The sequence below is a fragment of the Microbulbifer maximicatervae (SeqCode) genome (genome assembly GCF_052468095.1).
In genome coordinates this window covers 4,252,250-4,276,241 of sequence record NZ_CP174332.1, presented here as the reverse complement: position 1 = coordinate 4,276,241, position 23,992 = coordinate 4,252,250, and the positions used below count along the sequence as shown (strand labels likewise).

Here is a 23,992-nt window from a genome sequence, read left to right as displayed (position 1 = left end):
TTTAAGTGAGCTAATGGTAAGTCATACTGCCGACGGGAGGTATCCCCATGATAGAGGGTAAATTGGTACGCTAGATTAGGGGTTGTTGGGGGAGAGGTAGAATTGGTTGAAGGGAAACCCGGCCGCGTGGGCGGCCAGGTGAGGGTACCGGTTTACCAGACAGTTACCCTTTCCTCTTCAGGCAGGTACATACCGTCGCCTTCCTTAATATCGAATGCTTCGTAGAAGGCATCGATATTTGGTAGTACGCCTTTCACACGATATTCAGCGGGAGAGTGACTATCTACCTTCAAACGTCCACTGAGGGCTTTATCGCGCATCTTGCTGCGCCACACCTGAGCCCAGCCCATAAACACCCTCTGATCGCCGGTAAAGCCGTCAATAACAGGTGCCTCTTCGCCATCTAGAGACATTTTATAAGCTTTATAGGCAATTCCCAGGCCTGATAAATCGCCGATATTCTCGCCCAGGGTCAGCTCGCCGTTGATGTGTTCACCCTCAAGCGGTTCGTAGGCGTTGTACTGGGATACGAGCTTGCTGGTCAGCTGCTCAAAATTGTTACGGTCGGAGTCGGTCCACCAGTTGTTGAGATAGCCGCGTCCATCAAATTTACTGCCTTTATCATCGAACCCGTGCCCAATCTCGTGGCCGATTACACCGCCGATACCGCCGTAGTTGACTGCATCATCCGCATTCATATTAAAGAATGGTGGTTGCAGAATCGCTGCAGGGAATACGATTTCATTCATGGCTGGGTTGTAGTAAGCATTCACCGTCTGTGGGCTCATGCCCCACTCATCGCGATCGATCGGCTTGCCCAGCTTATTGCGATCGTAAGAGGACTCAAACAAGTTAGCTGCCAGAACGTTGCCAATCAGGTCATCGGATTTAACTGTCAAGTTACTGTAGTCACGCCACTTGTCTGGGTAGCCGATTTTGGTGGAAAAATTGCTTAGCTTAAACAGAGCCTGCTTTTTGGTATCTTCGCCCATCCACTCGAGGGATTCGATGGATTCCCGGTAGGCGGCCTTCAGATTGTCCACAAGTACAACCATTCGCTCTTTGGCTTCGGGCGGGAAGTGCTTTTCTACGTAGCGCTTACCGACCAGCTCGCCTACAGAACCATTGACAAATTGCACGCCGCGCTTCCAGCGGGGCTCCATCTGTTCGATACCGTGAACAGTGGTGCCGTAGAAGTCGAAGCGCAGTTGTGCGATTTCGTCATGCATGTAGGGCGCCATTGCATTAAGCACTTTGACCTTCAGGTAGCGCTTCCAGGTTGCCAGCTCAGTATTGGCAATAATCTCATTGGCCGCTTCCAGGTATTCAGGCTGGCCGATAATAAAACTATCTGCTTTCTTCAATTGGGCTTTGGCTAGGTAGCTGTCCCAATCTACAACGGGCATTAGCTCTTTAAGTTCAGCAACAGTTTTCTTGTTGTAGTACTTTTCCGGGTCCCGGTTATCAACGCGGCTGCGATGGTGTTTTGCCAAACTTTCCTCAAGTTTGAAGATCTTGCTGGCAAAGTCTTCAGCCTCTTTAAGTCCTGCGAGGCCTTGAAGATCAGTGAGGTAGGTTACATAGGCTTCGCGGAGTTTCTTACTCTTCTCAGTGTCCTCGAAGTAGTAGTCGCGATCAGGGAGTCCAAGGCCTGCCTGCCATAGGAAAGTCATGTAGTTTTCTACTTGCTTCAGGTCCTGCCAGATGCTTCCGCCAAATGGTACATCGTAGCCGACGGTATCCGCATAGGCGAAGAAATCGGTAAGATCCTTGCGGTTCTTAATTGCATCGACTTTGGCGAGTTCGTCAGAAACAGCTGAGAGCCCTTTTTTCTCGATCAGCTTTTTATCCATAAAGCTGTTGTAGAGATCTCCGATTTGCTTGGCATCGGCGCTCTTGGCTCCTTGGCTGGCTTCCATAATCAGAGCTTTGACTTGCTCGGTACTTTGATCTCTCAGAATAGAGAAACCACCCCAGCGGGACTTGTCCGCAGGGATTTCAGTATTCTTCAGCCAAGTGCCGTTTACATAAGCAAAGAAGTCGTCTTGAGGCCGTACACTGGTATCCATAGCGCCCAGGTCGATACCCGAGGAAAGCTGAACCTGCTCAGCGGTAGCTTTACTACCGGTGGAGTGGTCGTGAGCGACAGCAAACAGAGGGAACTGGGTTCCCGCCAGGGTACCGGCAATAGCGAGTGGTAATAGTAACTTTTTCATTTTTGCTCTTTTGGCTGAATATCCGCCGAGCATACTAAAAGCAGGGGGTGAGCTGGGGCAAGAGGGCTGCGCCTAGCTGGGGACAAGTTGCGTTGGAGTGAGTTTAACCAAAAGCCCCGCATCGCGGGGCTTTTGGCACAAGTTGAGTAGCTATTTAATCTGGTAGGCGGAAAGTGATAGGGATAGAAAAGTTATAAGTATCTGTACCTAGCTGCGCAGGGACTCCAGGGTAGGGTCCAGCTCTGCGTACAGCAGCTTGGGCCTCCCGGTTAAGGCTGGCATGACGGGATTCTTGTATCGGCTGGATATCTCGTACCTGGCCTTGAGAATCAATAGTCACATTTAGGCGTACACTGCCTTCATGGCCCCGCTCTTGGGCGCGTTTGGGATAGCGAATGTAGCGGAAGGTGTGACGCAGCAAGCTGGAGTGGTAGATCTGGCGTGCCAGAATCATATCAGCCGTCAGGGGAGCCTCTTCCTCCTCTTCCATCATATCTTCGGCATCTGCAGCCAGGAGCGGGCCATCCTCGGGGGGGACTGTAATAAGCTCAATCTCATCCTCAGCTTGTACTGGAACGGCCCCTTCCGGTTGAGGTCCCTGTTCACTGTCCCCTTGAATGCTATCAGCCTCAGTTACAACCGCTGCTGCGGGAGCGGTTGCGGCTAGGGCTAGAGTTGGAGGCGGAAGATCAGCAATTTCAATAGCCGGTTTAGGTTTAGTGGCTTCAGTTGGCGCCTCTTCGGCGGCAGTGGCCTCTTCCTGGCTTATTTGCTTGAGTTGTAATTCGGCAACTCTCTCGCTTGTTGGGGCCAGGGACTCGAATGTAGTTACCAGGCTACCTGACACTTGGCCGGCGGAAAGCAACCCATCTTTAAAGTCAGTAGAGGGAGGGACAGAACCAATCCAGGCTCGTAGCAAGGTATTGAAGAAGTCGGGGTCAGCAATCTCTCCAAGTCGAATACTGTTGAGGGAGATTGTTGTCGAGCCGGTATCGGCGGCGAACTCGATACTCAATTGATCACCGTGAGCAAAGCGCCCCTTAAACAGGTTGGCAAAGGTCACCATGTTTTCTGCCTGACTGCTGAGCGTATCTCCGCGGTTGTTAATCGCAATGGCTTCCATCCATTGATTGCGGAGTCGCCGTGCCGGCAGACTTTTGGTGATAACACGAACCTCCAAGCGCCGAGGAATATTGTTATCGAGTAGTGTGCTGGAATCCCGGGTTAGATTTTCCGAGTATATTGCAGCGATATAAATGTCTTTATTAAATTGTTTTTCTAGTGCAAGACCGTTTAAAAGTGGTGCAGCTTTCGCAGTGAGAGCAAATGTAAACACCCAAAAAGAGAGGACAATTTTTATCGATTTCATTGTTCTACGGTGTCTCAGTAGCAGGAGCAAAATGTTCCGCTAAGTAAGAATTCAGGGGCCCCAACCCCAATGCACACAAGTCAGATTAAAAAGTGCGCGCCCAAAGCTTGTGAGAGTACAATGTACTACTCACTACACCTAACTCTACTGTAACTGGAACGGAGTTCAAGCCTGATAAGGTCAGACTGTCCTCATTCGCCCAAGATAAGGGGTTGGTACGGAAACGATTGTCACACTTAGAAACAGGTGTGCTAGGTCGATATCGTTTAGAATGGCACTTTGCAGAGTGGCTTAGGCCACTCTTTTCAGGAAAATGGAATAGTTTTCACTAAATTTGAATTGTGCATGGAAATTAAACCTCTTAGCGAGTATCCACGGGATGCTGTGGATCGCCTTCTCAATGTCATCCATCTATTTCGGGATATTCGTGCCTCGAGTGAGTGGCAATACGATGTATTGTTAAAGCGCTCCCGGTTGGTCAGCCTTCAGTCGGGTGAACAGCTGCTGCGTGCAGGGGATGTGGATCAATGGGTCTACTTCTTGTTACGCGGTGAGTTACATGTGAAAGTGAACAGTCCCGCAGCTGAGGAGGCTCCGGGAAATGAACGTCCTTTGGCGGTAATACGTCCAGGTGAGTTATTTGGTGATTTGTCGATGCTATTGGCGGAGCCCCGCAGTGCCGATGTATTTGCCGCGAATAATAGCCAGGATACTCAGGTTCTGGGCGTTGATTGTACGCTGTTTGGTGACCTGGAAGACTTATCACTTTTACAGTTGCCAGCAAAACTGGTTTTCTATCGCAATATGGTGCATTCATTGCGTTGGAAACTGGAGGTCTATAGGTCCAAGTATCCGGGGCATCAGTTGGCGAATAGCCATAGAAAGCTGAAACTTTATACGGGACCAAAAAATAGCCGGGAAGAGTTAATTGCCTTAGCGGAACAGGCGAAAGCTTTGGCTCAAATTCTGCTCGACTGGAATGCGGAGTTTGGTTCTGGTGAGCTGGTTGATGATGAATCCGACATGCTTGGATTTCTGGAATCTATGCTGTCGTAGAGATTTCCCGTTCAAACCAAGGGCGAGAGAATTATTTCCTCGCTCCTGACTGCTCCCCCTCCTCTTTGTACTTATTTTTATTGGCACATGTGTACACCTTTCTTAAGGGGGGACTATCTGCTGATTCCAGTCTAAATTTGTAGATCACTCGTATATTTCATTTGCCCGACATTAACTACGTATTTATTGACAGAATTCGAGTAGGACACAGCGGAGCTTTTTATAAGTCGCTGTGATTGTGTAAAAATCGCTTCGCTTCAGTTGTTATCGCAGATCCCTTCGATTGGATTTAAGACCCCTTTTGCGATGGCGCATCATTGCCCAACAGGTTTAGTAAGTTATGAATGTATTGGCATCAATCTGGTCAAGGCGCAATTACCGAATGGCAATTATTGTTTCGGTGATCGCTATTTTATGGCTGCTGAGTGGGCAGTTATTCTCCGATGCAGAGGATGAGCAGTCAGAATCTAAAGTGGTAACTGCCAAGAAGCCAGAGTCTGAATTGCGAATTCAAGCCCAAATCATTGAGTCCAGCCCATACGCCACTCAGATACTAGTGAATGGGCGCACTGAGGCTAACCGGCATGTACGTCTGCGCGCTGAACTGGATGGCATTATTGCTGCACTTCCAGTAGCGGAAGGGCAGACAGTTAGACAAGGGGATGTCATTTGCGAAATCGAGGCTGAAGATCGTATTGAGCAACTGGCATTAGCTGAAGCGGCAAAACGCAAAGCAGAAATAGACTTTGCCGGTGCCGAGAAACTTAAGAAAAAAGGATTGCAGTCGGATACCGCAATGGCGCAGCAGCAAGTTGAGCTTGCCCGAACCAAGGCGGAGTACACACGTGCCAAAGTGACGGTAGAAAAACTGCAAATTCGTGCACCATTTGCTGGAGTAGTGAATAGCCGAGCGGTGGAGCTGGGAGATTTTATTCGCCGGGGAGAGGAATGCGCGACCATTCTTGACTTGGATCCCATCCTAATTGTTGGCGAAGTTTCAGAGGATCAAGTGGGGAGCCTTGTTGAGGGCGGGCCGGCGAGAGCCCAATTACAAAGAGGACTGTTAGTAGACGGATACCTTCGTTATATCAGTCAACAGGCGCAGGAAATTACTCGGGCTTACCGAGTGGAGGTAGCAGTAGATAATCCAGGAAATCAACTTCCCGGAGGCTTGAGTGGTCAGCTGGTCCTCCCGACCGGTGAAATTACGGCCCACCATATTAATGCCTCTCTACTCACGCTGGATGATAGCGGTGAATTGGGGGTGCGGACTCTCAATGATAAAAACCGAGTGCAATTTATTAATGTTTCACTGGTTGGGGATGGTGATGGCGGCGTCTGGGTTTCTGGACTGCCCGACACAGTGACTCTGATTACTGTGGGACAAGAATATGTCACTACGGGAGATTTGGTTCGTGCAGAAATACTGAAAACTGGGGAGGAGTTTTCCCGGGAGAACCAAGCGAAGGAAGCTTCCCCACTAGATTCCGCTGAGGTGACTCCGGTATCCGAAACTTCAGTGATTCCCGAGGGGGATTCGCGATGAAGCTGTTGGAAAGCGCTATTCAAAGAAATCGCAGTACAATATGCCTGATGCTGCTGATTGTTTTAATTGGCATAGTTGCTCGCGCAGCGATGACAATTGAATCAAGCCCTGAGGTGAACCCTCCATTTGTAATTGTACAGGTCACTCACGAGGGAATTTCCCCAGAGGATGGTGTACGCCTGTTGGTCCGACCTCTGGAGAAGGAAATTCGTGCGGTAGAAGGGGTTGTCGAGGTGATTGCTGTCGCCCGGGAATCCCTTGCATATATCGTGATTGAATTTGACTCTGCCATTGGTGTAGATGATGCCGTCGATGATATTCGCAATGCTGTAGAGCGGGCCAGGGCTGAGCTGCCCCGGGATGCCGACGAGCCCACCGTGGAGGAAGTATCCGCTCAACCTTTCCCCACCATTGTCGTTACCCTATCCGGCGAGCAAGTGAATGAACGGGTTTTACTGCGCTCGGCTGAATTGCTTAAGCGAAAGATAGAGAGTATCCCTGAGGTGCTCGGTGCAGATCTCCACGGTAATAGGGAGGAGGTTGTAGAGGCAGTGATTGATCCGGTGCGACTGGAGCACTATCAAATCACCAGTGCGGAGTTAATCAATGCGGTATTGGGGAACAATCTCCTAATTCCTGCAGGGGAGCTGGAAACCAATCGGGGCCGTTTTTCAGTGAAAGTCCCTGGGTTGATTGAGACCGCTCAGGATGTTTATGAAATTCCGCTCAAGAAGTCACGCGATGGAGTTGTGACCTTGGGTGCTGTTACAGATATTCGCAGAACCTTCAAAGATGCAGTGAGCTACACCAGTATCAATGGTCGTCCGGGGCTCGCTATTAATGTTGAAAAGCGCAACGATGCCAGCTCTGTCGATGTCGCGGATCGAGTCCGGGAAGTCGTTCAGGCTGAATTTGGTGTTTTGCCGCAGGGAATTACGGTTGAGTTTGTTTTTGACCAATCTGATTTTGCACGGGATATGGTCAGTGAGATGCAGGGAAACATCCTGACCGCGATGCTATTGGTAATGATTATTGTCGTTGCCGCGCTCGGCTTTCGCTCGGGAATTCTGGTGGGACTGGGAGTGCCCTTCTCTTTGCTGTTTGGTTCCATCATCACCTGGTATCTGGGTTATTCGTTTAACTTTATGGTGATGTTCGGAATGTTGCTGGCCCTCGGTATGTTAATTGATGGCTCCATTGTGATTACCGAGTTTGCCGATCGGAAAATGGCTGAAGGCTTGTCAGCAAGGGAGTCCTATATTGCATCAGTCAGTCGGATGTTCTGGCCGGTAGTTGCCTCAACGGCGACTACCCTTGCAGCATTTTTGCCGATTATGCTGTGGCCTGGAGTGGTGGGAGACTTCATGCGTTACCTGCCCGTTACAGTATTTGCAGTATTGGCGGGGTCACTCTTGTACGCCCTGTTTTTTGCTCCTGTGCTGGGTTCACTATTTGGCAAAAGCGCAATGGATGCCTCTACTCGTAACTACCTGAGCCAGTTAGAGGATGGCTTACCTCGAGCCCTGCCTGGAATTACCGGCTGGTATGCGCGTATTCTTGAGAAGGTTCTGCAGCGCCCATTGGGTGGGTTCTTAACCACTATTGCCATTCTGGTTGCCATCTTTATTGGCTTTGTCAATTTTGGTGCGGGTGTTGAATTTTTCACGGATACAGAAGAGCAATACGGCAATGTAGAAATTAGGGCCCAGGGCAATTTGTCCATGGAGGAGAAAAAAGCCCTGGTGGTGCAAGTGGAAAGAGCCGTGCTTAGTGTGCCTGAGGTCCGAATAGCTCACACTACTATTGGTTCTGGCGGAATTTCTGGAAATTCTGATCGTTCTCCAGATCAAATCGCCAATATGTTAGTGGAGCTTTATCCCGCAGAGGAACGCGAGCGACGGAGCCGCGACATTTTTGCCGATATCCGTTCCCGCACCTCAGATTTTGCCGGAATTAAAGTAACCGCAAATGTAATGGAGGGAGGACCGCCGGTGGGCAAGGATATTGTTCTGGAGTTGCGCAGTCAGAACTATGAGCAGCTACTGCTGGAAACCTGGCGACTACACCGTGCAATGGAGGAAATTGGCGGGTTGCGAGATATTGTAAACACCGCGCCACTACCTGGTATCGAGTGGGAAGTGAAAGTCGATCGAGCCAAGGCTGCTCTATATGGTGCCGATCTAACTGAAGTTGGCAGGGCGGTGCAGTTGGTTACCAATGGCGTCCGGGTTGCAGAATATCGACCCGATGATACGGATGAAGAAGTAGATATACGTATCAGGTACCCCAGAAGTGCCAGAGGCATAGCCGCGCTCGATCAGCTAAAAGTTAATACCGTGCAGGGTACCGTTCCGATTAGCAGTTTCGTACATACGGAAGCCATGCCCAAGGTCGATAAGATTGAGCGAATCGACGGAATTACTCGCATGCAAATTAAGGCTGATGCGCAAGAGGGGATTCTGCCGGATGACAAAGTGAAGGAAATAAGGAAGTGGTTGCAGACTAATCCGGTGGATAACCGGGTTGAGCTGCTATTCCGTGGGGCGGACGAGGAGCAGAATGAGTCTTTTCAATTCCTAGGCATAGCCTTCCTCCTGGCTCTGTTTTTAATGTTTATCCTGTTAGTAACACAGTTCAACAGCTTCTATCAGTCTTTATTGGTACTTTCATCTGTGATTATGTCCACTTTGGGAGTGATGTTTGGCCTGCTAATAACACAAAGCACCTTCAGTGTGATTATGACTGGAGTGGGTATTGTGGCGCTGGCTGGAATCGTGGTGAACAATAATATTGTACTGATAGATACCTATAATTTCGTGCGTAAGAATGAGCCAAGCCTCACACCAACGGAAGCAGCAGTAAAGGCATCGACACAGAGGCTGAGACCGGTCTTTTTGACAACGGCAACAACTATCCTCGGGTTGTTGCCCCTGGCGCTAGGCGTCAGTGTGGATATGGTCGGGCGCAATATTGTTGTCGATGGAGTGATAGCCTCTTTTTGGGTGAAGCTAGCCAGTGCAATTGTTTACGGGCTTACCTTTTCCACTTTGCTGACGTTATTGGTTACACCCATTATGTTAGTACTACCGGGCCGCTCCAAGAAGAGGGGTAATCCAGAGGGGGTTATTGAGTCGGTAGCAAGTTAGTGACGGCTATATAAGTACTGTAATCATAATTAGTGATCACAAAGTTCGGGGGCTTAGGCCCCCGTTTTTATAGCGGGGAATTTATGAATAAGGCTAAATGGCCGAATGAAGTTTTAGAGCGTAGTGGACAGCTTAAGGAGAGTTTATCGGGACCTTTTAAGGAGCTGTTGCGTGAGCATCAATTACCATGCGATTTCCTCCTGGTGCTCGAACAAATTTTTCTTCCCCTCGGAGTTTGGGTACTGACTCGCCATAAGCGCAGCAATCCATTAATAATTGGGGTTAGTGGGGGGCAGGGTACCGGCAAGTCGACCCTGGCGGATGTGTGGCAATGTATTTACCAGGCGATGGGCTATCGCTGCTGTGTTTTGTCTCTGGATGATATCTATTTAACTCTGGAACAGCGCCGCAAGCTGGCTACACAGGTACACCCTTTACTCGAAACTCGCGGTGTGCCGGGAACCCATGATATTGGCTTGGGGATCAGCACGCTCAAGGCCCTGTGTGCATCCAGTAGTGATTCCGCTATCGCATTACCTAGGTTTGATAAAGGACGTGATGATCGGATCCCTAAGCACTTGTGGCCCGTATTCAGGGGGCAAGTTGATGTTGTTATCTTCGAAGGATGGTGCCTAGGAGCCAAGCCTTCAGAAGGGTATGAAGGATCGCTCAATGAACTGGAGTGCAGGGAAGATAGTACTGGCGAATGGCGAAATTTTGTTAATCAACAGTTGGAAGATTCTTATCGAGATCTTTTTTCGCTTATCAATGTATGGGTGATGCTCAAAGCGCCGAGTATGGAATGTATCGTTGAGTGGCGTAAATTACAGGAACATAAACTCAGGGTTCGCTCCGGAATGGGGATGACAGATCAACAAATTGTTCAGTTTGTACAACACTACGAAAGAGTGACGCGGAGCTTGCTAGAGGATATGCCGGGTTGGGCAGATTGTGTTATTGAGTTGGGGGAGGACCATCAGGTGAAGGGCTTGCGGATGCAGTAAGATCTGTTTAAACCCTGGCGAGGCCAGGGTTTAAACTAACTGAATAAATCAGTTTTACTTAAGCGCTGGCTTACTTAGCCTTGGGCGGACGACCGCGACCGCGCTTTACAGGAGCAGCTTCAGTTGCTGCTGCGGCTGTGGCTTCTGCTTTTTTGGGGCGCCCTGGCTTTTTCTTAGCGGCTTCCGCTTTTGCTGGGCGACCGGGCTTCTTTTGTGCGGATTCTGCCTTAGGTGGGCGGCCACGACCGCGTTTTACAGGAGCAGCATCAGTTGCTGCGGCGGCTGCGGTCTCTGCTTTTTTGGGGCGGCCGGGCTTTTTCTTAGCGGCTTCAGTTTTTGCTGGGCGACCGGGCTTCTTCTTGGCTTCAGTGGCGTCTTTTTTGGGACGGCCAGGCTTTTTCTTAGCTTCTTCGGTCTTAGCGGGACGACCAGGCTTCTTCTTGGCTTCTTCAGTTTTAGCTGGGCGGCCGGGCTTTTTCTTAGCTGCGGTGGCTTTCTTCTTGTCAGCAGCAGCGGCTTTTTTAGCGGCAGCAGCAGTTTTCTTCGCTTCGGCAGCGGCTTTTTTCTTTTCAGCAGCAGCCAGTTTCTTAGCTACAGCAGCTTCTTCTTTAGCGACGATCTTAGCTACCTGAGAAGCCAGCTTGTTGGCGGCTTTGATTTCAGCCAGTGCATCTTTGGCTTCAGTTGCGGCAGTTTTGGCTTCAGTTGCAGCAGTTTTAGCTGCAGCGGCGGCTTCACGTGCTTTTTTCAGCTGTTGCTGTTGAGCAGCAGTCTTTTTCTTAGCTCTAACAGTCGCTACTTTATCTTGAGTAGTTTTTGCTTTAGCGGCAGCCTTCTTGGCACTGTTTGCCAATTTCTCGGCTTTGACAGTCAGGTCTTTTTCCTGCTTAAGGCGGGCAGTTTCCAGTTTAGCGGTAAGGGAGCGTAGCTCCGCTTCCATTTTTGCGACGTCGCTGGTAGCGACTTGAGCAGCTTTTTTAGTAGCCATTTAAATATCCCTGCAAAATGAATTGTTTTAGTAAGTGGGGGCATTCCTATCAATTATTCTCAGCCATCTTTAACGGAATTAGGCACCGTCCAAGATGCATGTTTTCGGCAGAAAACAATTGATAGTGAGTCCCCCCAAGCTAGCGGCGCTAATTGCAGCTTATTTGTATACCTAATTGCAAGTCCTTTAGATGGTTTTTTTCTATTTAATGTAAAAAAAATGGCTTTTTTTTACATATTTTTCAATTGGGGGCCGTTTGAACTGTGTTTTTGATCTTTTTGGGAACTTGAAAGCACTCATTACTGGTGATTCTTTAACTTCAATATTCTTTGTATCAAGTCAGTATCAGTGGCGTTAAATAGTTGAGTAATTTTGTAAGCTTTATGAACCTGTTGGTTTAGTTGTTTTGGCTTTTATAGTTGGATTTTGATGGTGGCAGATAGTTTCTGTTCATCAATTAACAGAGAGCCGGATTAACAAAACTTAACTGCGAGCTTTTGCCTGCGTCAATTAGCGGGCAACCTCCATAGCTGGTTGTGTAACCTTGCGTATTGAAGTGTGATATTCAAATTGCGGAAAGTTGGCAAGTGTCAAGATGTCAGAGACAGCTTGAGTCCTATTGCCGTACCCTGATATTTAGTAAGGAATTAAAAACTGGGGGAGAACTCACACTCATGTACGGGATCTAGCGCCCCGTATGTAAGTACCAAGCGGTTGGGGTATTTGGGGTCTTGGCTGCCGGGATCTGCCATTACTGCTGCGAGGTTTACTTTTACATGGCGGAAAGTAAACCAGTGATAAATCTAGTTATAACCATGTATATAATGGGACGGAACTGTATTAGTTTGTGCTCTTCAGTCGAGGTCTTTTTAATTACCGAGAAAGCGAGCGCTTGGTCTCCAGTCCTTTGTTTTGCTATCACGTGACATCCCTGCTAGTCATAAAAGGAGTAGAGGGCAGTTATTCAGAGGCAAGTAATACCAGAAGCTATTTGAATGCAGTCCTGATTATCCGTACGTTGATCAACAATCTTAATGATATTTTTATGGGCAATGCTTCTGCTTTGGAGTGGCTGCTCTTACCAAAGGCAACCTTATGAGTTTTGCAATGGGAGAGGGAGAGAGGACTGACCCAGTAACAGAATATCTCTGTCACTGGGGTGATATGGAGTCAATCGTGTAGCTTTATAGTGGCCCGTAGGGCAAATAACGATTGTTGGAATTCTGGCGAATCCATAACAGTTGTTCTTTTGTTAATGGCGTCGAGCGTTGCTTGAGTACTTTGGCGAGGGGAATTACTGCAGACTCAGCGCCGGCGTCCCAGCCGGGCAGATTCATCTCTGCCAAGGTAAAGAAGCGAATCAGTTGCCATAGCTGGGCACTGTTCCAATGTTCGCTCTCTTCGATCCAGTGTTGGAAGGGAAGGCGAATAAGTGTGGAGGGTACTTTTTCAAATGCTCCTACTGATTCTGTAAAAGGTTTATCTGACTCTGCAATTTCGATAAGTCTGAGCAACTGCTCCCGGTTGAATTCTTCACTGGTTTCATTTTGTGGGCCACTTACCTGTGGCTCCCAGGCTCCTACGCTCATACTTACTCCTTATAAAGGTCCGGTTTCTTGCTGTTGCATTATAGCGAGGGGGGCTGCGTTCAGGGGGATCTTACTCTAGATAACAATGAATAAAGAGGTCTTTGAATTAATCCACATTACTTCTTCGAGTCTAATGAATCGTCTTGTAGTAATTTTGGAAGTCTTTATAAAGGAGTTGGGATGCGATAACAGGGACTAAACCTACGGGAAAATCAAATCTGTCGGTGCTTATTTGAGATACTATAAAAGAGACTCTTGATATTGAGGTTCAAATGGAATTTATTGCTAAAGCACTGCCGGCGACAAAGCGAGTGGCTCTGGTAGCCCATGACAACCGTAAAGATGCCATGATTCAGTGGTGTCTCAGACATCACGGTCTGCTCAAACAACACCAGTTACTGGCTACGGGGACTACTGGTGGAAAAATTGAAGATGCGACGGGTTTAAGTGTCGAAAAGCTCTTAAGTGGCCCTCTGGGAGGTGATCAGCAGCTCGGAGCGAGAATTAGCGAGGGGCAGGTGGACTTGCTGATATTCTTCTGGGACCCCTTTGAGCCCATGCCCCATGACCCGGACGTCAAGGCACTACTGCGTATCGCTGCAGCGTGGAATATCCCTGTGGCTTGCAACCAGAGCAGTGCAGATATGGTGGTACAGTCACCATTGATGGATCAATCCTTCGAGCATGAGGTGCCTGACTATCACAGCTATCTAGCAGGACGTTAGTCGGAACTTTTGCTTAAAATTTGATCTTTTCTATCGGCTCGATTCTGTAACTTATTGATTTTTAAAGTTTATTTATCTCTGTTATCGCTCGCACTTGCAATGCTTGCGAAATCGCGGCAATCTTGCCCACCAGATTAGACCGGTCAATCCGGCACCCCTGATATTTGAAAATTGCACGGTGTTTTATGAGTAGACGACGCGGAAAGGCCGTAGAAGAAGAAAAGGCAGATATCGACCTGACGCCCATGTTGGACGTTGTGTTTATCATGTTGATCTTCTTTATCGTGACTGCTTCATTTGTTAAAGAGAAGGCGCTGGATGTGAATGTGCCTGATCCGAATGAGACTAGCAATGCTGAGCCAGATCCTACCAAGCAGAATATTCTGTTGATGGTTAGCGCAAATGATGAAATCACCATGGCGGATGGCAGCCGTATTGACAGCCGTGCTGTACGGGCCCGTATCGCTCAGATGTATGCGGAGAACCCGCAGGCAATGGTGATTGTGCGTGCACACAACAAGTCTAGTGCGGATACTTACGTACAGATTGCGGATGCCGCGAAGGAAGTGAGCCTGGGTATTCAGGTCTCCCTGGTACCTTACGAGGACTAAGTTCCCGGTGAGTTACCCGCGCTTAAAAAGCCAGCATATTGCTGGCTTTTTTCATTTGTGAATTATGGTTTTGAACTGGTCACAAATTGGGGGTACTTAAGTACCCCTCAAATGAAATCCGATATCAGAATTCTGAACGAATTGCCCAGAGGTCGGGGAAAACCGGTCTAAATAGGGTTCCCTGTAAATAACCTACTCCGCTCGATCCACCAGTCCCCATTTTCCTGCCAATTGTTCGCTCGACCATTTTTACATGTCGGTAACGCCACTGTTGTAACGAAGTATCGATGTCCACCAAAGCCTCACAGATTTCACTTACCAGTGGATCATTGCGATAGATATCGATCAGTATTTTCTGGACGGCTGAAGAAGGCTCTGCAACTTGGCTAAAATCCCTTTCAAGCTCATTAGCGGGTACCTTATGCCCCTCGTGAACCAAAAAGTTTAGGAAAGCATCCCAAAGGGTCGGCGCCTCAAGGCGCTTCATCAAGCGCTGGTAGTGCTCTGAGCCAGGGGTATAGTTTTCCAGTTTTTTCGGGTCCTTGGCTCCGTAAAGAAATTCCAACTCGCGAAACTGGTACGACTGAAAACCACTGGCTGTGGATAGTCGATCGCGGAAAGACATAAACTCCAGTGGGGTGAGGGTTTCCAGGATATCGACCTGTTGAATCAAAGTGCGATAAATCGTGTCGACACGTTTAAGTGTATGCAAAGCGCGATTGCGTTCCCCTGCGTTGAACAGTCGCACCAGGAAATCCAGTTCATGCAACATTTGCTTGAACCAGAGCTCGTAGCTTTGATGAATAGTAATGAAAAGTAGTTCGTCGTGCTCGGGACCATCGGAAAGGGGTTTCTGGCACTGCAAAAGCTCATCTACTTTTAGGTAAGAGCTATAAGTTATTGTCATAGTCAGCTGCTTCCTGAGTGTGTTTTGACCAGTTACAAAATAATGCTCTCTTTAGCCGGTGTGGATCAAAACAAAAATTACGGCAAAGTGATTTATATTGGACCCATTATAAAGCCCGGAGCTCTTTTAATGGAAAACCCAGCGCAAAACCTACGTGTCAATGGCTCTCGCCTTTGGGATAGCCTGATGGAAATTGCTGAGATAGGCGCGACCCCAGCGGGCGGATGCAATCGACAAGCCCTGACAGATGAAGACCGTGAAGGGCGCGACCTTTTCGTGCGCTGGTGCCGAGATATAGGCTGTGAGGTCAGAGTGGACCAGATGGGCAACATTTTTGCCCGCCGACCGGGAGCAGATAACAGCTTGCCTGCGGTAGTGACTGGTTCTCATTTGGATACCCAGCCCACGGGTGGCAAATTTGACGGTGTATATGGCGTACTTGCCGGCCTGGAAGTTCTACGCACTCTAGAGGATCAAGGTATCAGGACCAAGGCCCCATTAGAGGTGGTTGTATGGACTAATGAGGAGGGTGCGCGCTTCTCTCCTGCAATGGTGGGCTCCGGGGTTTGGGCTGGCGAATTTAGCTTGGAGTATGGGCACAGCCGCGCGGATAAATCGGGCATCACCATTGGTGAAGAGTTGGAGCGGATCGGTTATCTCGGTACTGAGCCCGCTCAGCCGAGGGCTATTAAGGCTTCATTTGAAGCGCATATCGAGCAGGGCCCGATCCTCGAAAAACAGGATCAGGTAATTGGTGTTGTCACCGGTGTACAGGGTATTCGCTGGTATGACGTAACTTTTTACGGAACGCCTTGCCATGCGGGTCCAACTCCGATGGAGGACCGCCGTGATCCGGTCCAAGCAATGTCTATTCTGTGCGAGCGTATGTATCGCGAAGTCCGGGAGTATTCAGAAGATGCGCGCATGACCTGTGGGGATTTAAGGGCGGCGCCGGGCAGCCGAAATACAGTTCCTGAAGAGGTTGTGCTGGCACTGGACCTCCGTCACCCGTTACCTGAAGGGTTAAACCATCTGCATAAAGCCTTGTATAGGGCGGCTGAAAAAGTACAGGAAGAGACAGGTACCAGAGTCGATATTCGGGAAGAGTGGTACTCACCTCCAGTCGCCTTTGATGAGCATTGCATTGATTCAGTTAGCAGTGCTGTGCAGACCTTGGGATATAGCAATCGCAAGATGGTTTCAGGTGCTGGGCACGATTCCGTATATGTTTCCCGAGTCGCCCCTGTCTCTATGATCTTTGTGCCCTGTGAAGGAGGGCTGTCGCACAATGAAGCGGAATCGGCGGAGCCGGATCATCTTGAGGCGGGTTGTAATGTGTTGCTTCACGCAATGCTAAACAGTGCGGAGCAGGCTTAAGTAGCAGTAAAACAAGTGCTTCTGTCAACTGTCGGCGTTGCACTGTCTTTGTTTTGGCATAGTTGATAATAAGTTGGAATTTAGGCGAATGAGTAATTTTACTTTGAAGCACCGTCAGGATAACGGCGGTACGGCACCCCTGAGTGAATGGGGGATGGATTCAGAATACGGTGTACTGAGGGATGTTCTAATTGGGCCTGTGGATAACTTCAGCTGGCGCACTGGTAACGCGAGCGCACGACGTGCTGAGCGCCTCGGAATGAAGTTTGATCACAAGGTGGCAGTGGCACAGCATGGAGAGATGCTCGATGCCTACCGCCACGCAGGAGTGAATACGCACCTAATTCCAGCGGACAGCACATTGCCCTACCAAATTTACGGTCGCGATTCTTCGGTAATGACCCCTTGGGGGCCTATCGTGACTCAGATGTTCAGCCCTTGGCGCCGTGGTGAGTGGGCGCCCATAGTGAAGAAATATGCAGAGCTGGATATCCCTATTTACGACATTATCACCGCAGGCTCTCTGGAGGGCGGTGATTTTATGGTGTTAGAGCCCGGTGTTATTCTGTGTGGCTACTCTGGCGAACGCACCAGCCCGCAGGGATTTGAGCAGATGAAAAGTTGGGTGGAGAAAGAGGGCTGGGAAGTTAAAGGCTACCAGTTCGATCCGTTCTTCCTGCATATTGATGTGATGGTAGCCATGCTTGCGGAAAAGCTGGCAGCAATTTGTGTTGATGCTGTTGAGCCGGAGCTGGTGCAGTGGTTTAAAAGCCGAAATATAGAGATTATCGATATTCCCTTCCCGCAGGTATTGGAACTTGGAGTGAATGTCGTTGCCCTGGGGAACGATCGAGTGATGCTACCTAAGGCCAATACCGGACTGGCAGAGAAGTGTCGCGCACATGGCCTGGAAGTTATCGACCCGGATATTTCAATGATTACTCCGGGGGGCGGTGGCGTTCATTGCATGTGCCAACCTCTGCGCCGGGATTCAGCCAATAAAGTTTGATTACTGTTGCTGGTTACCTAGAGGGCCCGGTCACTGGTGACCGGGTTAATCCCGTCAACGAAAGTGGTTGATTAGGAACTCGAACCTCTGGGAGTAGCGGTTAATATGAATCTCCTAAATAGATGGCCTACAGCGGATTAAAAGTGGCTTCCGTTGGGGTTCCATAATTAGGCTACTGAGAGTAGCCCAATCTACTTCTTACCCCGGAGAACAATATGCAAAGCGAATGCGCTGAAATTCAGGCTCAGCTTAAGGACCGCATCCTCGAGATTACGATTAATCGACCCGGGCGCAAAAATGCTCTGACTATGGCCATGTATACCGCGATGGCAGGGTTATTGAATAGCGCAGCTACAAACCCGGATGTTCGCGTCGCGATTATTACCGGTGCTGAGGGCATATTCACCAGTGGTAACGACCTGACAGATTTCCTGGGCGGCTCTGCCGAAGGGGAGGAGTCTCCGGTTTTCCAGTTTATGAGTGCTCTTTACCACTTCCCCAAGCCGGTAGTTGCAGCCGTTAATGGCCCCGCAGTAGGTATTGGTACGACCATGCTGTTGCATTGCGACCTGTCTTTTGCTGGAGACGACGCCATGTTCCAGATGCCGTTTGTGGACCTGGGGCTGTGTCCAGAGTATGGCTCCAGCTACTTATTGCCCAGGATCGCCGGCCATGCCAAAGCTTCTGAACTGTTATTGTTGAGCAAGCGTTTTAGTGCTCAGGAAGCCGTTGAGATTGGTATCTGTAATGCCGCAGTGGCACCAGAACAGGCCATAGTTCGCGCACGTGAAGCCGCAGCTGAGTTAGCGAGGAAAGCTCCGGCCGCCCTGCGTTTAACTAAGCAGCTTTTGCGCAGAGCAACTCAAGAGAAAGGGTTAGAGTTTATTCAAGACGAAGGCCGTTACTTTAAGGAGCGCCTCGCATCTGATGAGTTTAAAGAGGCTGCTATGGCCTTTATGGAGAAGAGACCAGCGGACTTCTCCAAGTTTGATTAAGTAAAAAAAGGCCGCACTATGCGGCCTTTTTTCTGATTTCATTTTTTAACGATCCCTATGTCCCCGGGAAAGATAGTTAACGGCTCTGTCGGGGTGGTCGGTAAAGAGACCGTCAATGCGCAGCTGATATACAGCGAAATGCAGGAAGTCCTCGAAGCTTTCAAATTCTTCGGGTACCTTGCCTGTATCCGCGCGGAAGGTATAGGGGTGAACTTCTAGCTGTCTGCGGTGTGCCCGGCGGACAACACTGTTAGCTCTTGGTTGGCCATCCGTTACTTCCATTAACATAGGATACCAGGGGCCAATCCCATCTGCGTAGGTGGCGATTTTGCGCAAGCCCCCCTGTTGCAGCATCCAGTCATAATTGTACTTTTCAATTTCTCCATTCACTTCGACCAATTTTTCCCCCCAGTCGGTAGCGGCGATCAATTGAACTAATGATAGATCCATCCCCATGGAGGGCATCAGCTCAAATTTAACTCGCTGGAGCTCTTCTGCGTCAAAGCATTGGAAAAAAACTTTGTGATCGCGATCGGTATAGCCGTATTTCTTGAGTGATTGCAAGGCTATAGAGGCAATATCTTTTCCTTCCCAGTGATGGAAGTAGGGTTTTTTAATCTCCGGGTAGATGCCAATATCGTAGCCCAGAGATCGGTTAAGCCCCTGAATTAATTCCAGTTCTTCCTCAAAGGTGGACAGCTTAAAGCTAGATTTCCATATTGGAAATCTCTCGGGATATTTTGCTTGAAGTCCATCCTCACTATCTATGAAGGGCTCTGATACCTGAAGCTGTTTAAGTTCGGTCAGGGTAAAATCGATAGTGTAAAAGTGACCATCATCGCGAGCGCGCTGGGGAAAAACGTTGGCGACATTAGTTACGCTATCTAGATAAATATCGTGCATTACGATCAAGTGATTATCTTTGCTGAGTACCAAATCTTGCTCGATATAGTCTGGACGCATACCGTAAGCCAGCGCTTTGGATTCGAGGGTGTGTTCAGGTAGGTAGGCAGAGGCACCTCTATGAGCTACCACAATAGTTTGTTTATTTCTCTGATCAAAGTTGTCCGCGCAGGTTAGTGTTGCGGCTACAGAAAAGCCAATCAACACTACTGATAGAATGTTTTTTAACATGTGATAAAGGCCCGTGATGAATTGTGGGGCACTTTCTAGCAGAGAAATATGACAGGGATATAACTGAATACGAGAGCCCCGCCAGGGCGAGGCTTTCGCAGAGCGAGCGTAGAGCTACTCAGCGCGGCTTCGTCTATCTGATAGGCATTATGAACTCTGGTGACTTTAATTTCTTCTCTCTTGAAGCTTAGCTTTGAAGGCTGCTCGATTTTCTTCTTGAAGTTTATTGAACTCTGCTAATTGTTGATCCGTCAGTACGGTGGACATTTTACTGAGCGTAGATTTTCTGATAGCGGCCATTTCTTTGCCTAACTGGCGCTTCTCACGAAAGCTCATCTTTTGGATAGCGCCAGAGGGACTTTCTATGTTAACGCCGTATTTTGCAAGCACTTGGCGGCGTTGTTCATTGGCTGATTCCAGGATTGGCTTTACTTTTTCTACCTGCTCATCAGAGAGGTTAAGCTTGGCTTTGGTTGCCTCTAAGCGCTCCGCAAGTTGTGCGGCATGGTCATTATCTGCCCAAACTAGGGTATTTGTAGAAATGGCAATTATTGCAGCGATTACCAAACTGAATAATTTCTTCATTGTGACTTCCTCGTTAATGAGTAAATGCCGTTGCTGTGAGGAGTATGATAATGGCTAGATTGTAAGCCAGTGCCATCCAACGCAAGGAAGTGTAAATTCCCTATTCACTCTCACATGGACTGAGATATTCCAGGATATCCACAGTCAGATACTTCTACTCAAGATAATTCTAGACAATTCTGGATGGCTAGTGCGCCTAGGTAAGTCAATAGAAGATAAACCGATATCCAGTCAGCTCGGAAACCATGAATCGATGAGGGTTAATAGTCAGCCAGCAAAGATTGTCGCCTACAGAGGAACCGGTGGAATAGAGGGTAAGGAGTAGTACTCTAAAAAGGGCTTGATTATAAATTGGTGTATCGTCTTGGACCGCTGGTTTAGGTATTAGCAGGAAGTTAAGCATTCTAAAACGGCGCTATTTCAGCGCCGTCAAAATTTAATCAAGACTTGAGGCAGGATAAATTGCGTTATTACAGTGCAACGCATTACTATGCCGCGATGATGCCTGCCAAAAGTGTCTTAATCCCCTTCACACGGTGGCTTCGTGAGACCATAGATAGTCGGCATAGATTTCCCGAAGGTCTTTTTTGCTGACTTTGCCTGTAGCCGTATGGGGGATTTCCTTGGCAATGACACAGTCATCGGGAATCCACCAGTTGGCAAAATGCCCTTTAAAGGATGCCAGAATCTCCTCAGTTTTTAGTGTTTTGCCTTCAGCGGGAACAATGATCAGCAGAGGCCGCTCAGCCCACTTTTCATGGGCAACCCCAATAACAGCGGCTTCGGATACTCCCGCCTGTGTCATAGCAAAATTCTCCAGCTCAATAGAGGAAATCCACTCGCCGCCGGACTTGATAACATCCTTAGTGCGATCAGTGATTGTCAGGTAGCCGTCAGTATCGATCGTGGCAACGTCACCGGTATCAAACCAGCCGTCTTCGGTAAGTGCTGACTCTTTGGATTGGTAGTAGCGCTCACAGACCCAGGGACCACGCACTTGTAGGGCTCCAAAAGCCAGCCCGTCTTGTGCCAAGGTATTTCCCTCTGGGTCTACAATACGCATCTCGACCCCAAAGCCCGCTCGGCCCTGCTTGAGCCTGAGGGTCTGTGCTTCGTCTTTAGAGAGGTTCTCAGGTATGCGGGCATTGAAGGTTCCCAGCGGACTCATCTCAGTCATGCCCCAGGCGTGATGGGTATATACCCCATGCTTTTGCTCGAATTCCTCCATAATACTCCAGGGGCAAGCCGATCCACCCACGACTACTCGATTCAAGCTGGGTAGGGTCTCTTCACTTTCCCGCAGGTACTTGAGCAGGGCGAGCCAAACGGTTGGAACGCCGGCAGCGATAGTAACGGCTTCCTTTTGAATTAATTGACTGAGCGTTTCTCCACACCCCATTTTGGGGCCAGGTAACACGAGTTTTGCTCCAACAGCCGGTGCCGCATAGGGTATTGACCAGGCGTTGACGTGAAACATGGGAACAACAGGCAATATGGCTTCGTCCCTTCTAATCGCAAAGACATCTGGCATCAATACGCCGTAGGTATGCAGCATCAGAGAGCGATGGGAATAAAGCACCCCTTTGGGATTGCCTGTTGTGCCTGATGTATAACAGAGTGCTGCTGCACTCTCTTCCTCTAATTCAGGCCATTGAAACTCAGTGGGCTCTGCTGCAATCAATGTTTCATAGCAGTAAACATTGCTCAGGCTTGTGGCGGGCATATGTGCTTTATCAGTTAGCACAATGATGCCTTCAATCGAATCTAGATATTCTGCCAGAGATTCGATTAGGGGCATGAATAGTGGATCAATAAACAGCCATCGATCTGCGGCATGCTCAATAATGTAAGATATTTGCTCAGGGAAAAGCCGGGGGTTAATGGTATGGCAAACGAGCCCGCTGCAAGAAGTTGCGTAGTAGAGTTCAAAATGCCGGTGATCGTTCCAGGCAAGAGTACCAATTCGATCTCCATCATTGGCTCCAAGCTTTTGTAGTGCATTTGCCAATTGCGAGACTCGCTCAAAAGCTTGTTGATAGCTATAACGAAAATCGGGGTTATCCAAGGTAACTGAAACAATCTCACCATCCGGTGAGTTGCTTAGAGCATGCTTCATAATACCGGTGAGGATGAGCTGGGATTGCATCATCATGCCATTCATCACTTACTCCTTATTATTATCTTTTATTTTCAGATAGACACTAACCCTCCAAAATTTTGGGGGGTGATAGAAAAAGGATTAGGGGCTGATTCTTATAAAATTATTGAACGATCTTTATCCATTCTCCGGGCTTGGGTTCTCCTCGGGGATAATAACCATTTAAGAGGCGTAATTGCTCCTCTGCATATTCGCCGATTTCCATATGTTTTGCCAGGGAGGCAAAAGTAGTTTTTTCATTAGCCTGGACGTAGCGCAAGCGTTTGATGTCCTTCTCTTCTACAATGTCAGTTTGTCGTAGCGGCCTGAAGCTTCTAATGCTGGTCAGGAATAAATTGTCATATTTATCAATAGCTTCTGGATCTGAGTCTTCATCAGTTGTGACTTTTCCCTGCAGTACAAATTGTCTGCTACCATAAAAAATTACCGCAATTCTGTCTGGATCTGCATCCTCTTTTTCAAGCGGTGGAATTTTTCCGGTATGGCCTTCAAGTCGATATTGATTGAGTTTCTCCCCTTTCTCCAGTTGTCGTAGATCGAACTCTGAGCGCAGAGCCATGTCAGCGGGCTGGTTGCCATCGCGTTGGGTAACTGTAATGGTAATTTGTGCACTTTTATCAGGTGCAGAGCCGACAATGGCTGAACGTTGATTTTCTACCAACCAGCCATCGGGAAATAGAAGGGAGAAACCCAGCCGCTTGTGATTGTAGCGATTTTTAGTGGACTGCTGTGTGTTCTGTCCGTACACAAGGCCATCTGTTTTTTCCCGATAGTATTCTACTTTGGTTTCTTTGTTATCTTCGGGAAGCTGGCCTGCAGCGTTTACAACTTCCTGTAGGCGAAGGTCATTTCTAGGGTGAGATGCAAAAACCCCGTGGTAAGTTTGCGGTTTCTTGCCCTCAATACGGGCACGGCGTCGGGCAAATGTCTCCTGATCCTTTAATAGCCCAATAACATTGATCATGGCCTGGGGGTCATAACCAGCGTTGAACATATATTGGGCTCCGAAGCGATCCGCTTCCAGTTCCATCTCGCGGCCGTAACCCTTCACTGCAGCGGTGCTATATAAATTTGCAACATCTCCGACTACACCACTACCGGTAACCAAAACTGACAATACTGATACAACGCTGGCTCCGGTCGCAGCTGTTTTTTGCCTTACCGCATGGCGGGCGGTGATATGGCCAATCTCATGAGCTAGTACAGCGGCCATTTCAGCTTCTGAGTGCAGGTAAGTTAGAAGGCCTCGGTTGATGTAGATATACCCACCGGGAAGGGCAAATGCGTTGATATCCTGGCTGTCGATGATCGTAAATTGGTACTTGATATCCGGTCTGTCGCTGGCGGCGGCAACTTTTTGCCCGACATGATTAACATAAGCGGTTAGGACTGGGTCTTTATAGATTGGAGTGCTCTCTATCAGCTTTTCATGCATCTCCCGACCGATGGAGATCTCCTTGTCCTCAGACATTAGAACCAGGTCAGGCTTATTGGTGGCAGGGTTAAATGCACAGCCTGCACTGAGTATTAGGATAGCGCTGGCAAAAACACGCTCGATAAATTTCATTACCCCTGGC

Annotated in this window: 18 protein-coding genes; 9 read left to right on the top strand and 9 right to left on the bottom strand. The window is 48.7% G+C overall.

Going from position 1 to position 23,992, the window contains the following annotated elements:
- Positions 1–152: 152 nt before the first annotated feature.
- On the bottom strand, positions 153–2,216 hold the full coding sequence (locus ACJJIL_RS18870; protein ID WP_445360500.1) for a M13 family metallopeptidase: 2,064 nt from the start codon (positions 2,214–2,216) through the stop codon (positions 153–155).
- Positions 2,217–2,370: 154 nt separating this feature from the next.
- Complete coding sequence (locus tag ACJJIL_RS18865; RefSeq protein WP_444934863.1) at positions 2,371–3,585, bottom strand: TonB family protein; 1,215 nt, start codon at positions 3,583–3,585, stop codon at positions 2,371–2,373.
- Positions 3,586–3,930: 345 nt separating this feature from the next.
- Between ACJJIL_RS18865 and ACJJIL_RS18860 the strand changes: the two genes are divergently transcribed.
- The 4 genes from ACJJIL_RS18860 (at position 3,931) to ACJJIL_RS18845 (ending at position 10,337) form a co-directional block, all read left to right on the top strand.
- Positions 3,931–4,641 carry a Crp/Fnr family transcriptional regulator gene (locus ACJJIL_RS18860; RefSeq protein WP_413664353.1) on the top strand — a complete coding sequence of 237 codons (711 nt, stop codon included), beginning with the start codon at positions 3,931–3,933 and terminating at the stop codon, positions 4,639–4,641.
- A gap of 382 nt (positions 4,642–5,023) precedes the next feature.
- A complete protein-coding gene (locus tag ACJJIL_RS18855; protein ID WP_445360499.1) occupies positions 5,024–6,187 on the top strand; it encodes an efflux RND transporter periplasmic adaptor subunit in 1,164 nt (387 codons plus the stop codon).
- Entirely contained in the window at positions 6,184–9,333 is a 3,150-nt protein-coding gene (locus ACJJIL_RS18850) for an efflux RND transporter permease subunit (protein ID WP_445355082.1), read from the top strand. Before ACJJIL_RS18855 ends, ACJJIL_RS18850 begins: the two co-directional genes overlap by 4 nt.
- An 83-nt stretch (positions 9,334–9,416) precedes the next feature.
- Positions 9,417–10,337, top strand: coding sequence for a phosphoribulokinase (locus ACJJIL_RS18845; protein WP_444940044.1), 921 nt, complete (start codon positions 9,417–9,419; stop codon positions 10,335–10,337).
- Between the two features lie 70 nt (positions 10,338–10,407).
- Here the strand turns inward: ACJJIL_RS18845 and ACJJIL_RS18840 are convergent, their stop codons facing one another.
- Positions 10,408–11,325, bottom strand: a complete 918-nt coding sequence (locus tag ACJJIL_RS18840; RefSeq protein WP_413664357.1) for a hypothetical protein — start codon at positions 11,323–11,325, stop codon at positions 10,408–10,410.
- A 1,184-nt stretch (positions 11,326–12,509) separates the two neighbouring features.
- Positions 12,510–12,914, bottom strand: coding sequence for a hypothetical protein (locus ACJJIL_RS18835; RefSeq protein ID WP_282934304.1), 405 nt, complete (start codon positions 12,912–12,914; stop codon positions 12,510–12,512).
- Positions 12,915–13,186: 272 nt separating this feature from the next.
- On the opposite strand from ACJJIL_RS18835, the gene ACJJIL_RS18830 reads away from it, so the two are divergent.
- On the top strand, positions 13,187–13,639 hold the full coding sequence (locus tag ACJJIL_RS18830; protein WP_444914780.1) for a methylglyoxal synthase: 453 nt from the start codon (positions 13,187–13,189) through the stop codon (positions 13,637–13,639).
- A 185-nt stretch (positions 13,640–13,824) separates the two neighbouring features.
- On the top strand, positions 13,825–14,250 hold the full coding sequence (locus ACJJIL_RS18825) for an ExbD/TolR family protein (protein WP_413664360.1): 426 nt from the start codon (positions 13,825–13,827) through the stop codon (positions 14,248–14,250).
- Between the two features lie 124 nt (positions 14,251–14,374).
- On the opposite strand, the gene ACJJIL_RS18820 is transcribed toward ACJJIL_RS18825, so the two are convergent.
- Positions 14,375–15,157 (bottom strand): tryptophan 2,3-dioxygenase, encoded by a 783-nt coding sequence (locus ACJJIL_RS18820; protein ID WP_413664361.1) that lies wholly within the window; start codon positions 15,155–15,157, stop codon positions 14,375–14,377.
- Positions 15,158–15,286: 129 nt separating this feature from the next.
- Between ACJJIL_RS18820 and ACJJIL_RS18815 the strand changes: the two genes are divergently transcribed.
- From ACJJIL_RS18815 to ACJJIL_RS18805, 3 genes are all read left to right on the top strand, one after another.
- The gene (locus ACJJIL_RS18815; RefSeq protein ID WP_445360498.1) at positions 15,287–16,534 is read left to right on the top strand and encodes a Zn-dependent hydrolase; all 1,248 of its coding nucleotides are present in this window, start codon (positions 15,287–15,289) and stop codon (positions 16,532–16,534) included.
- An 88-nt stretch (positions 16,535–16,622) separates the two neighbouring features.
- Positions 16,623–17,543, top strand: coding sequence for a dimethylarginine dimethylaminohydrolase family protein (locus tag ACJJIL_RS18810; RefSeq protein WP_444914776.1), 921 nt, complete (start codon positions 16,623–16,625; stop codon positions 17,541–17,543).
- Positions 17,544–17,758: 215 nt separating this feature from the next.
- Positions 17,759–18,538: an enoyl-CoA hydratase gene (locus ACJJIL_RS18805; RefSeq protein ID WP_444892773.1), complete on the top strand. Its 780-nt coding sequence runs from the start codon at positions 17,759–17,761 to the stop codon at positions 18,536–18,538.
- Positions 18,539–18,583: 45 nt separating this feature from the next.
- Here ACJJIL_RS18805 and glpQ read toward each other — a convergent pair whose 3' ends face one another.
- The 4 genes from glpQ to ACJJIL_RS18785 all read right to left on the bottom strand — a co-directional run bounded on the left by glpQ (position 18,584) and on the right by ACJJIL_RS18785 (position 23,982).
- A complete protein-coding gene (gene glpQ / locus ACJJIL_RS18800) occupies positions 18,584–19,672 on the bottom strand; it encodes a glycerophosphodiester phosphodiesterase (RefSeq protein WP_445360497.1) in 1,089 nt (362 codons plus the stop codon).
- Between the two features lie 165 nt (positions 19,673–19,837).
- Entirely contained in the window at positions 19,838–20,257 is a 420-nt protein-coding gene (locus ACJJIL_RS18795; protein WP_445360496.1) for a hypothetical protein, read from the bottom strand.
- 529 nt (positions 20,258–20,786) lie between these two features.
- Entirely contained in the window at positions 20,787–22,418 is a 1,632-nt protein-coding gene (locus tag ACJJIL_RS18790; protein WP_445360495.1) for a long-chain fatty acid--CoA ligase, read from the bottom strand.
- A gap of 100 nt (positions 22,419–22,518) precedes the next feature.
- On the bottom strand, positions 22,519–23,982 hold the full coding sequence (locus ACJJIL_RS18785) for a M48 family metalloprotease (protein WP_445360494.1): 1,464 nt from the start codon (positions 23,980–23,982) through the stop codon (positions 22,519–22,521).
- Between the last annotated feature and the right edge of the window lie 10 nt (positions 23,983–23,992).

What these genes read in the sequence shown, in the direction of transcription:
- ACJJIL_RS18870 (WP_445360500.1), bottom strand. Translation starts at nt 2,216, where the DNA reads ATGAAAAAGTTACTATTACCACTCGCTATTGCCGGTACCCTGGCGGGA.
- ACJJIL_RS18865 (WP_444934863.1), bottom strand. Translation starts at nt 3,585, where the DNA reads ATGAAATCGATAAAAATTGTCCTCTCTTTTTGGGTGTTTACATTTGCT.
- ACJJIL_RS18860 (WP_413664353.1), top strand. Translation starts at nt 3,931, where the DNA reads ATGGAAATTAAACCTCTTAGCGAGTATCCACGGGATGCTGTGGATCGC.
- ACJJIL_RS18855 (WP_445360499.1), top strand. Translation starts at nt 5,024, where the DNA reads ATGGCAATTATTGTTTCGGTGATCGCTATTTTATGGCTGCTGAGTGGG.
- ACJJIL_RS18850 (WP_445355082.1), top strand. Translation starts at nt 6,184, where the DNA reads ATGAAGCTGTTGGAAAGCGCTATTCAAAGAAATCGCAGTACAATATGC.
- ACJJIL_RS18845 (WP_444940044.1), top strand. Translation starts at nt 9,417, where the DNA reads ATGAATAAGGCTAAATGGCCGAATGAAGTTTTAGAGCGTAGTGGACAG.
- ACJJIL_RS18840 (WP_413664357.1), bottom strand. Translation starts at nt 11,325, where the DNA reads ATGGCTACTAAAAAAGCTGCTCAAGTCGCTACCAGCGACGTCGCAAAA.
- ACJJIL_RS18835 (WP_282934304.1), bottom strand. Translation starts at nt 12,914, where the DNA reads ATGAGCGTAGGAGCCTGGGAGCCACAGGTAAGTGGCCCACAAAATGAA.
- ACJJIL_RS18830 (WP_444914780.1), top strand. Translation starts at nt 13,187, where the DNA reads ATGGAATTTATTGCTAAAGCACTGCCGGCGACAAAGCGAGTGGCTCTG.
- ACJJIL_RS18825 (WP_413664360.1), top strand. Translation starts at nt 13,825, where the DNA reads ATGAGTAGACGACGCGGAAAGGCCGTAGAAGAAGAAAAGGCAGATATC.
- ACJJIL_RS18820 (WP_413664361.1), bottom strand. Translation starts at nt 15,157, where the DNA reads ATGACAATAACTTATAGCTCTTACCTAAAAGTAGATGAGCTTTTGCAG.
- ACJJIL_RS18815 (WP_445360498.1), top strand. Translation starts at nt 15,287, where the DNA reads ATGGAAAACCCAGCGCAAAACCTACGTGTCAATGGCTCTCGCCTTTGG.
- ACJJIL_RS18810 (WP_444914776.1), top strand. Translation starts at nt 16,623, where the DNA reads ATGAGTAATTTTACTTTGAAGCACCGTCAGGATAACGGCGGTACGGCA.
- ACJJIL_RS18805 (WP_444892773.1), top strand. Translation starts at nt 17,759, where the DNA reads ATGCAAAGCGAATGCGCTGAAATTCAGGCTCAGCTTAAGGACCGCATC.
- glpQ (WP_445360497.1), bottom strand. Translation starts at nt 19,672, where the DNA reads ATGTTAAAAAACATTCTATCAGTAGTGTTGATTGGCTTTTCTGTAGCC.
- ACJJIL_RS18795 (WP_445360496.1), bottom strand. Translation starts at nt 20,257, where the DNA reads ATGAAGAAATTATTCAGTTTGGTAATCGCTGCAATAATTGCCATTTCT.
- ACJJIL_RS18790 (WP_445360495.1), bottom strand. Translation starts at nt 22,418, where the DNA reads ATGAATGGCATGATGATGCAATCCCAGCTCATCCTCACCGGTATTATG.
- ACJJIL_RS18785 (WP_445360494.1), bottom strand. Translation starts at nt 23,982, where the DNA reads ATGAAATTTATCGAGCGTGTTTTTGCCAGCGCTATCCTAATACTCAGT.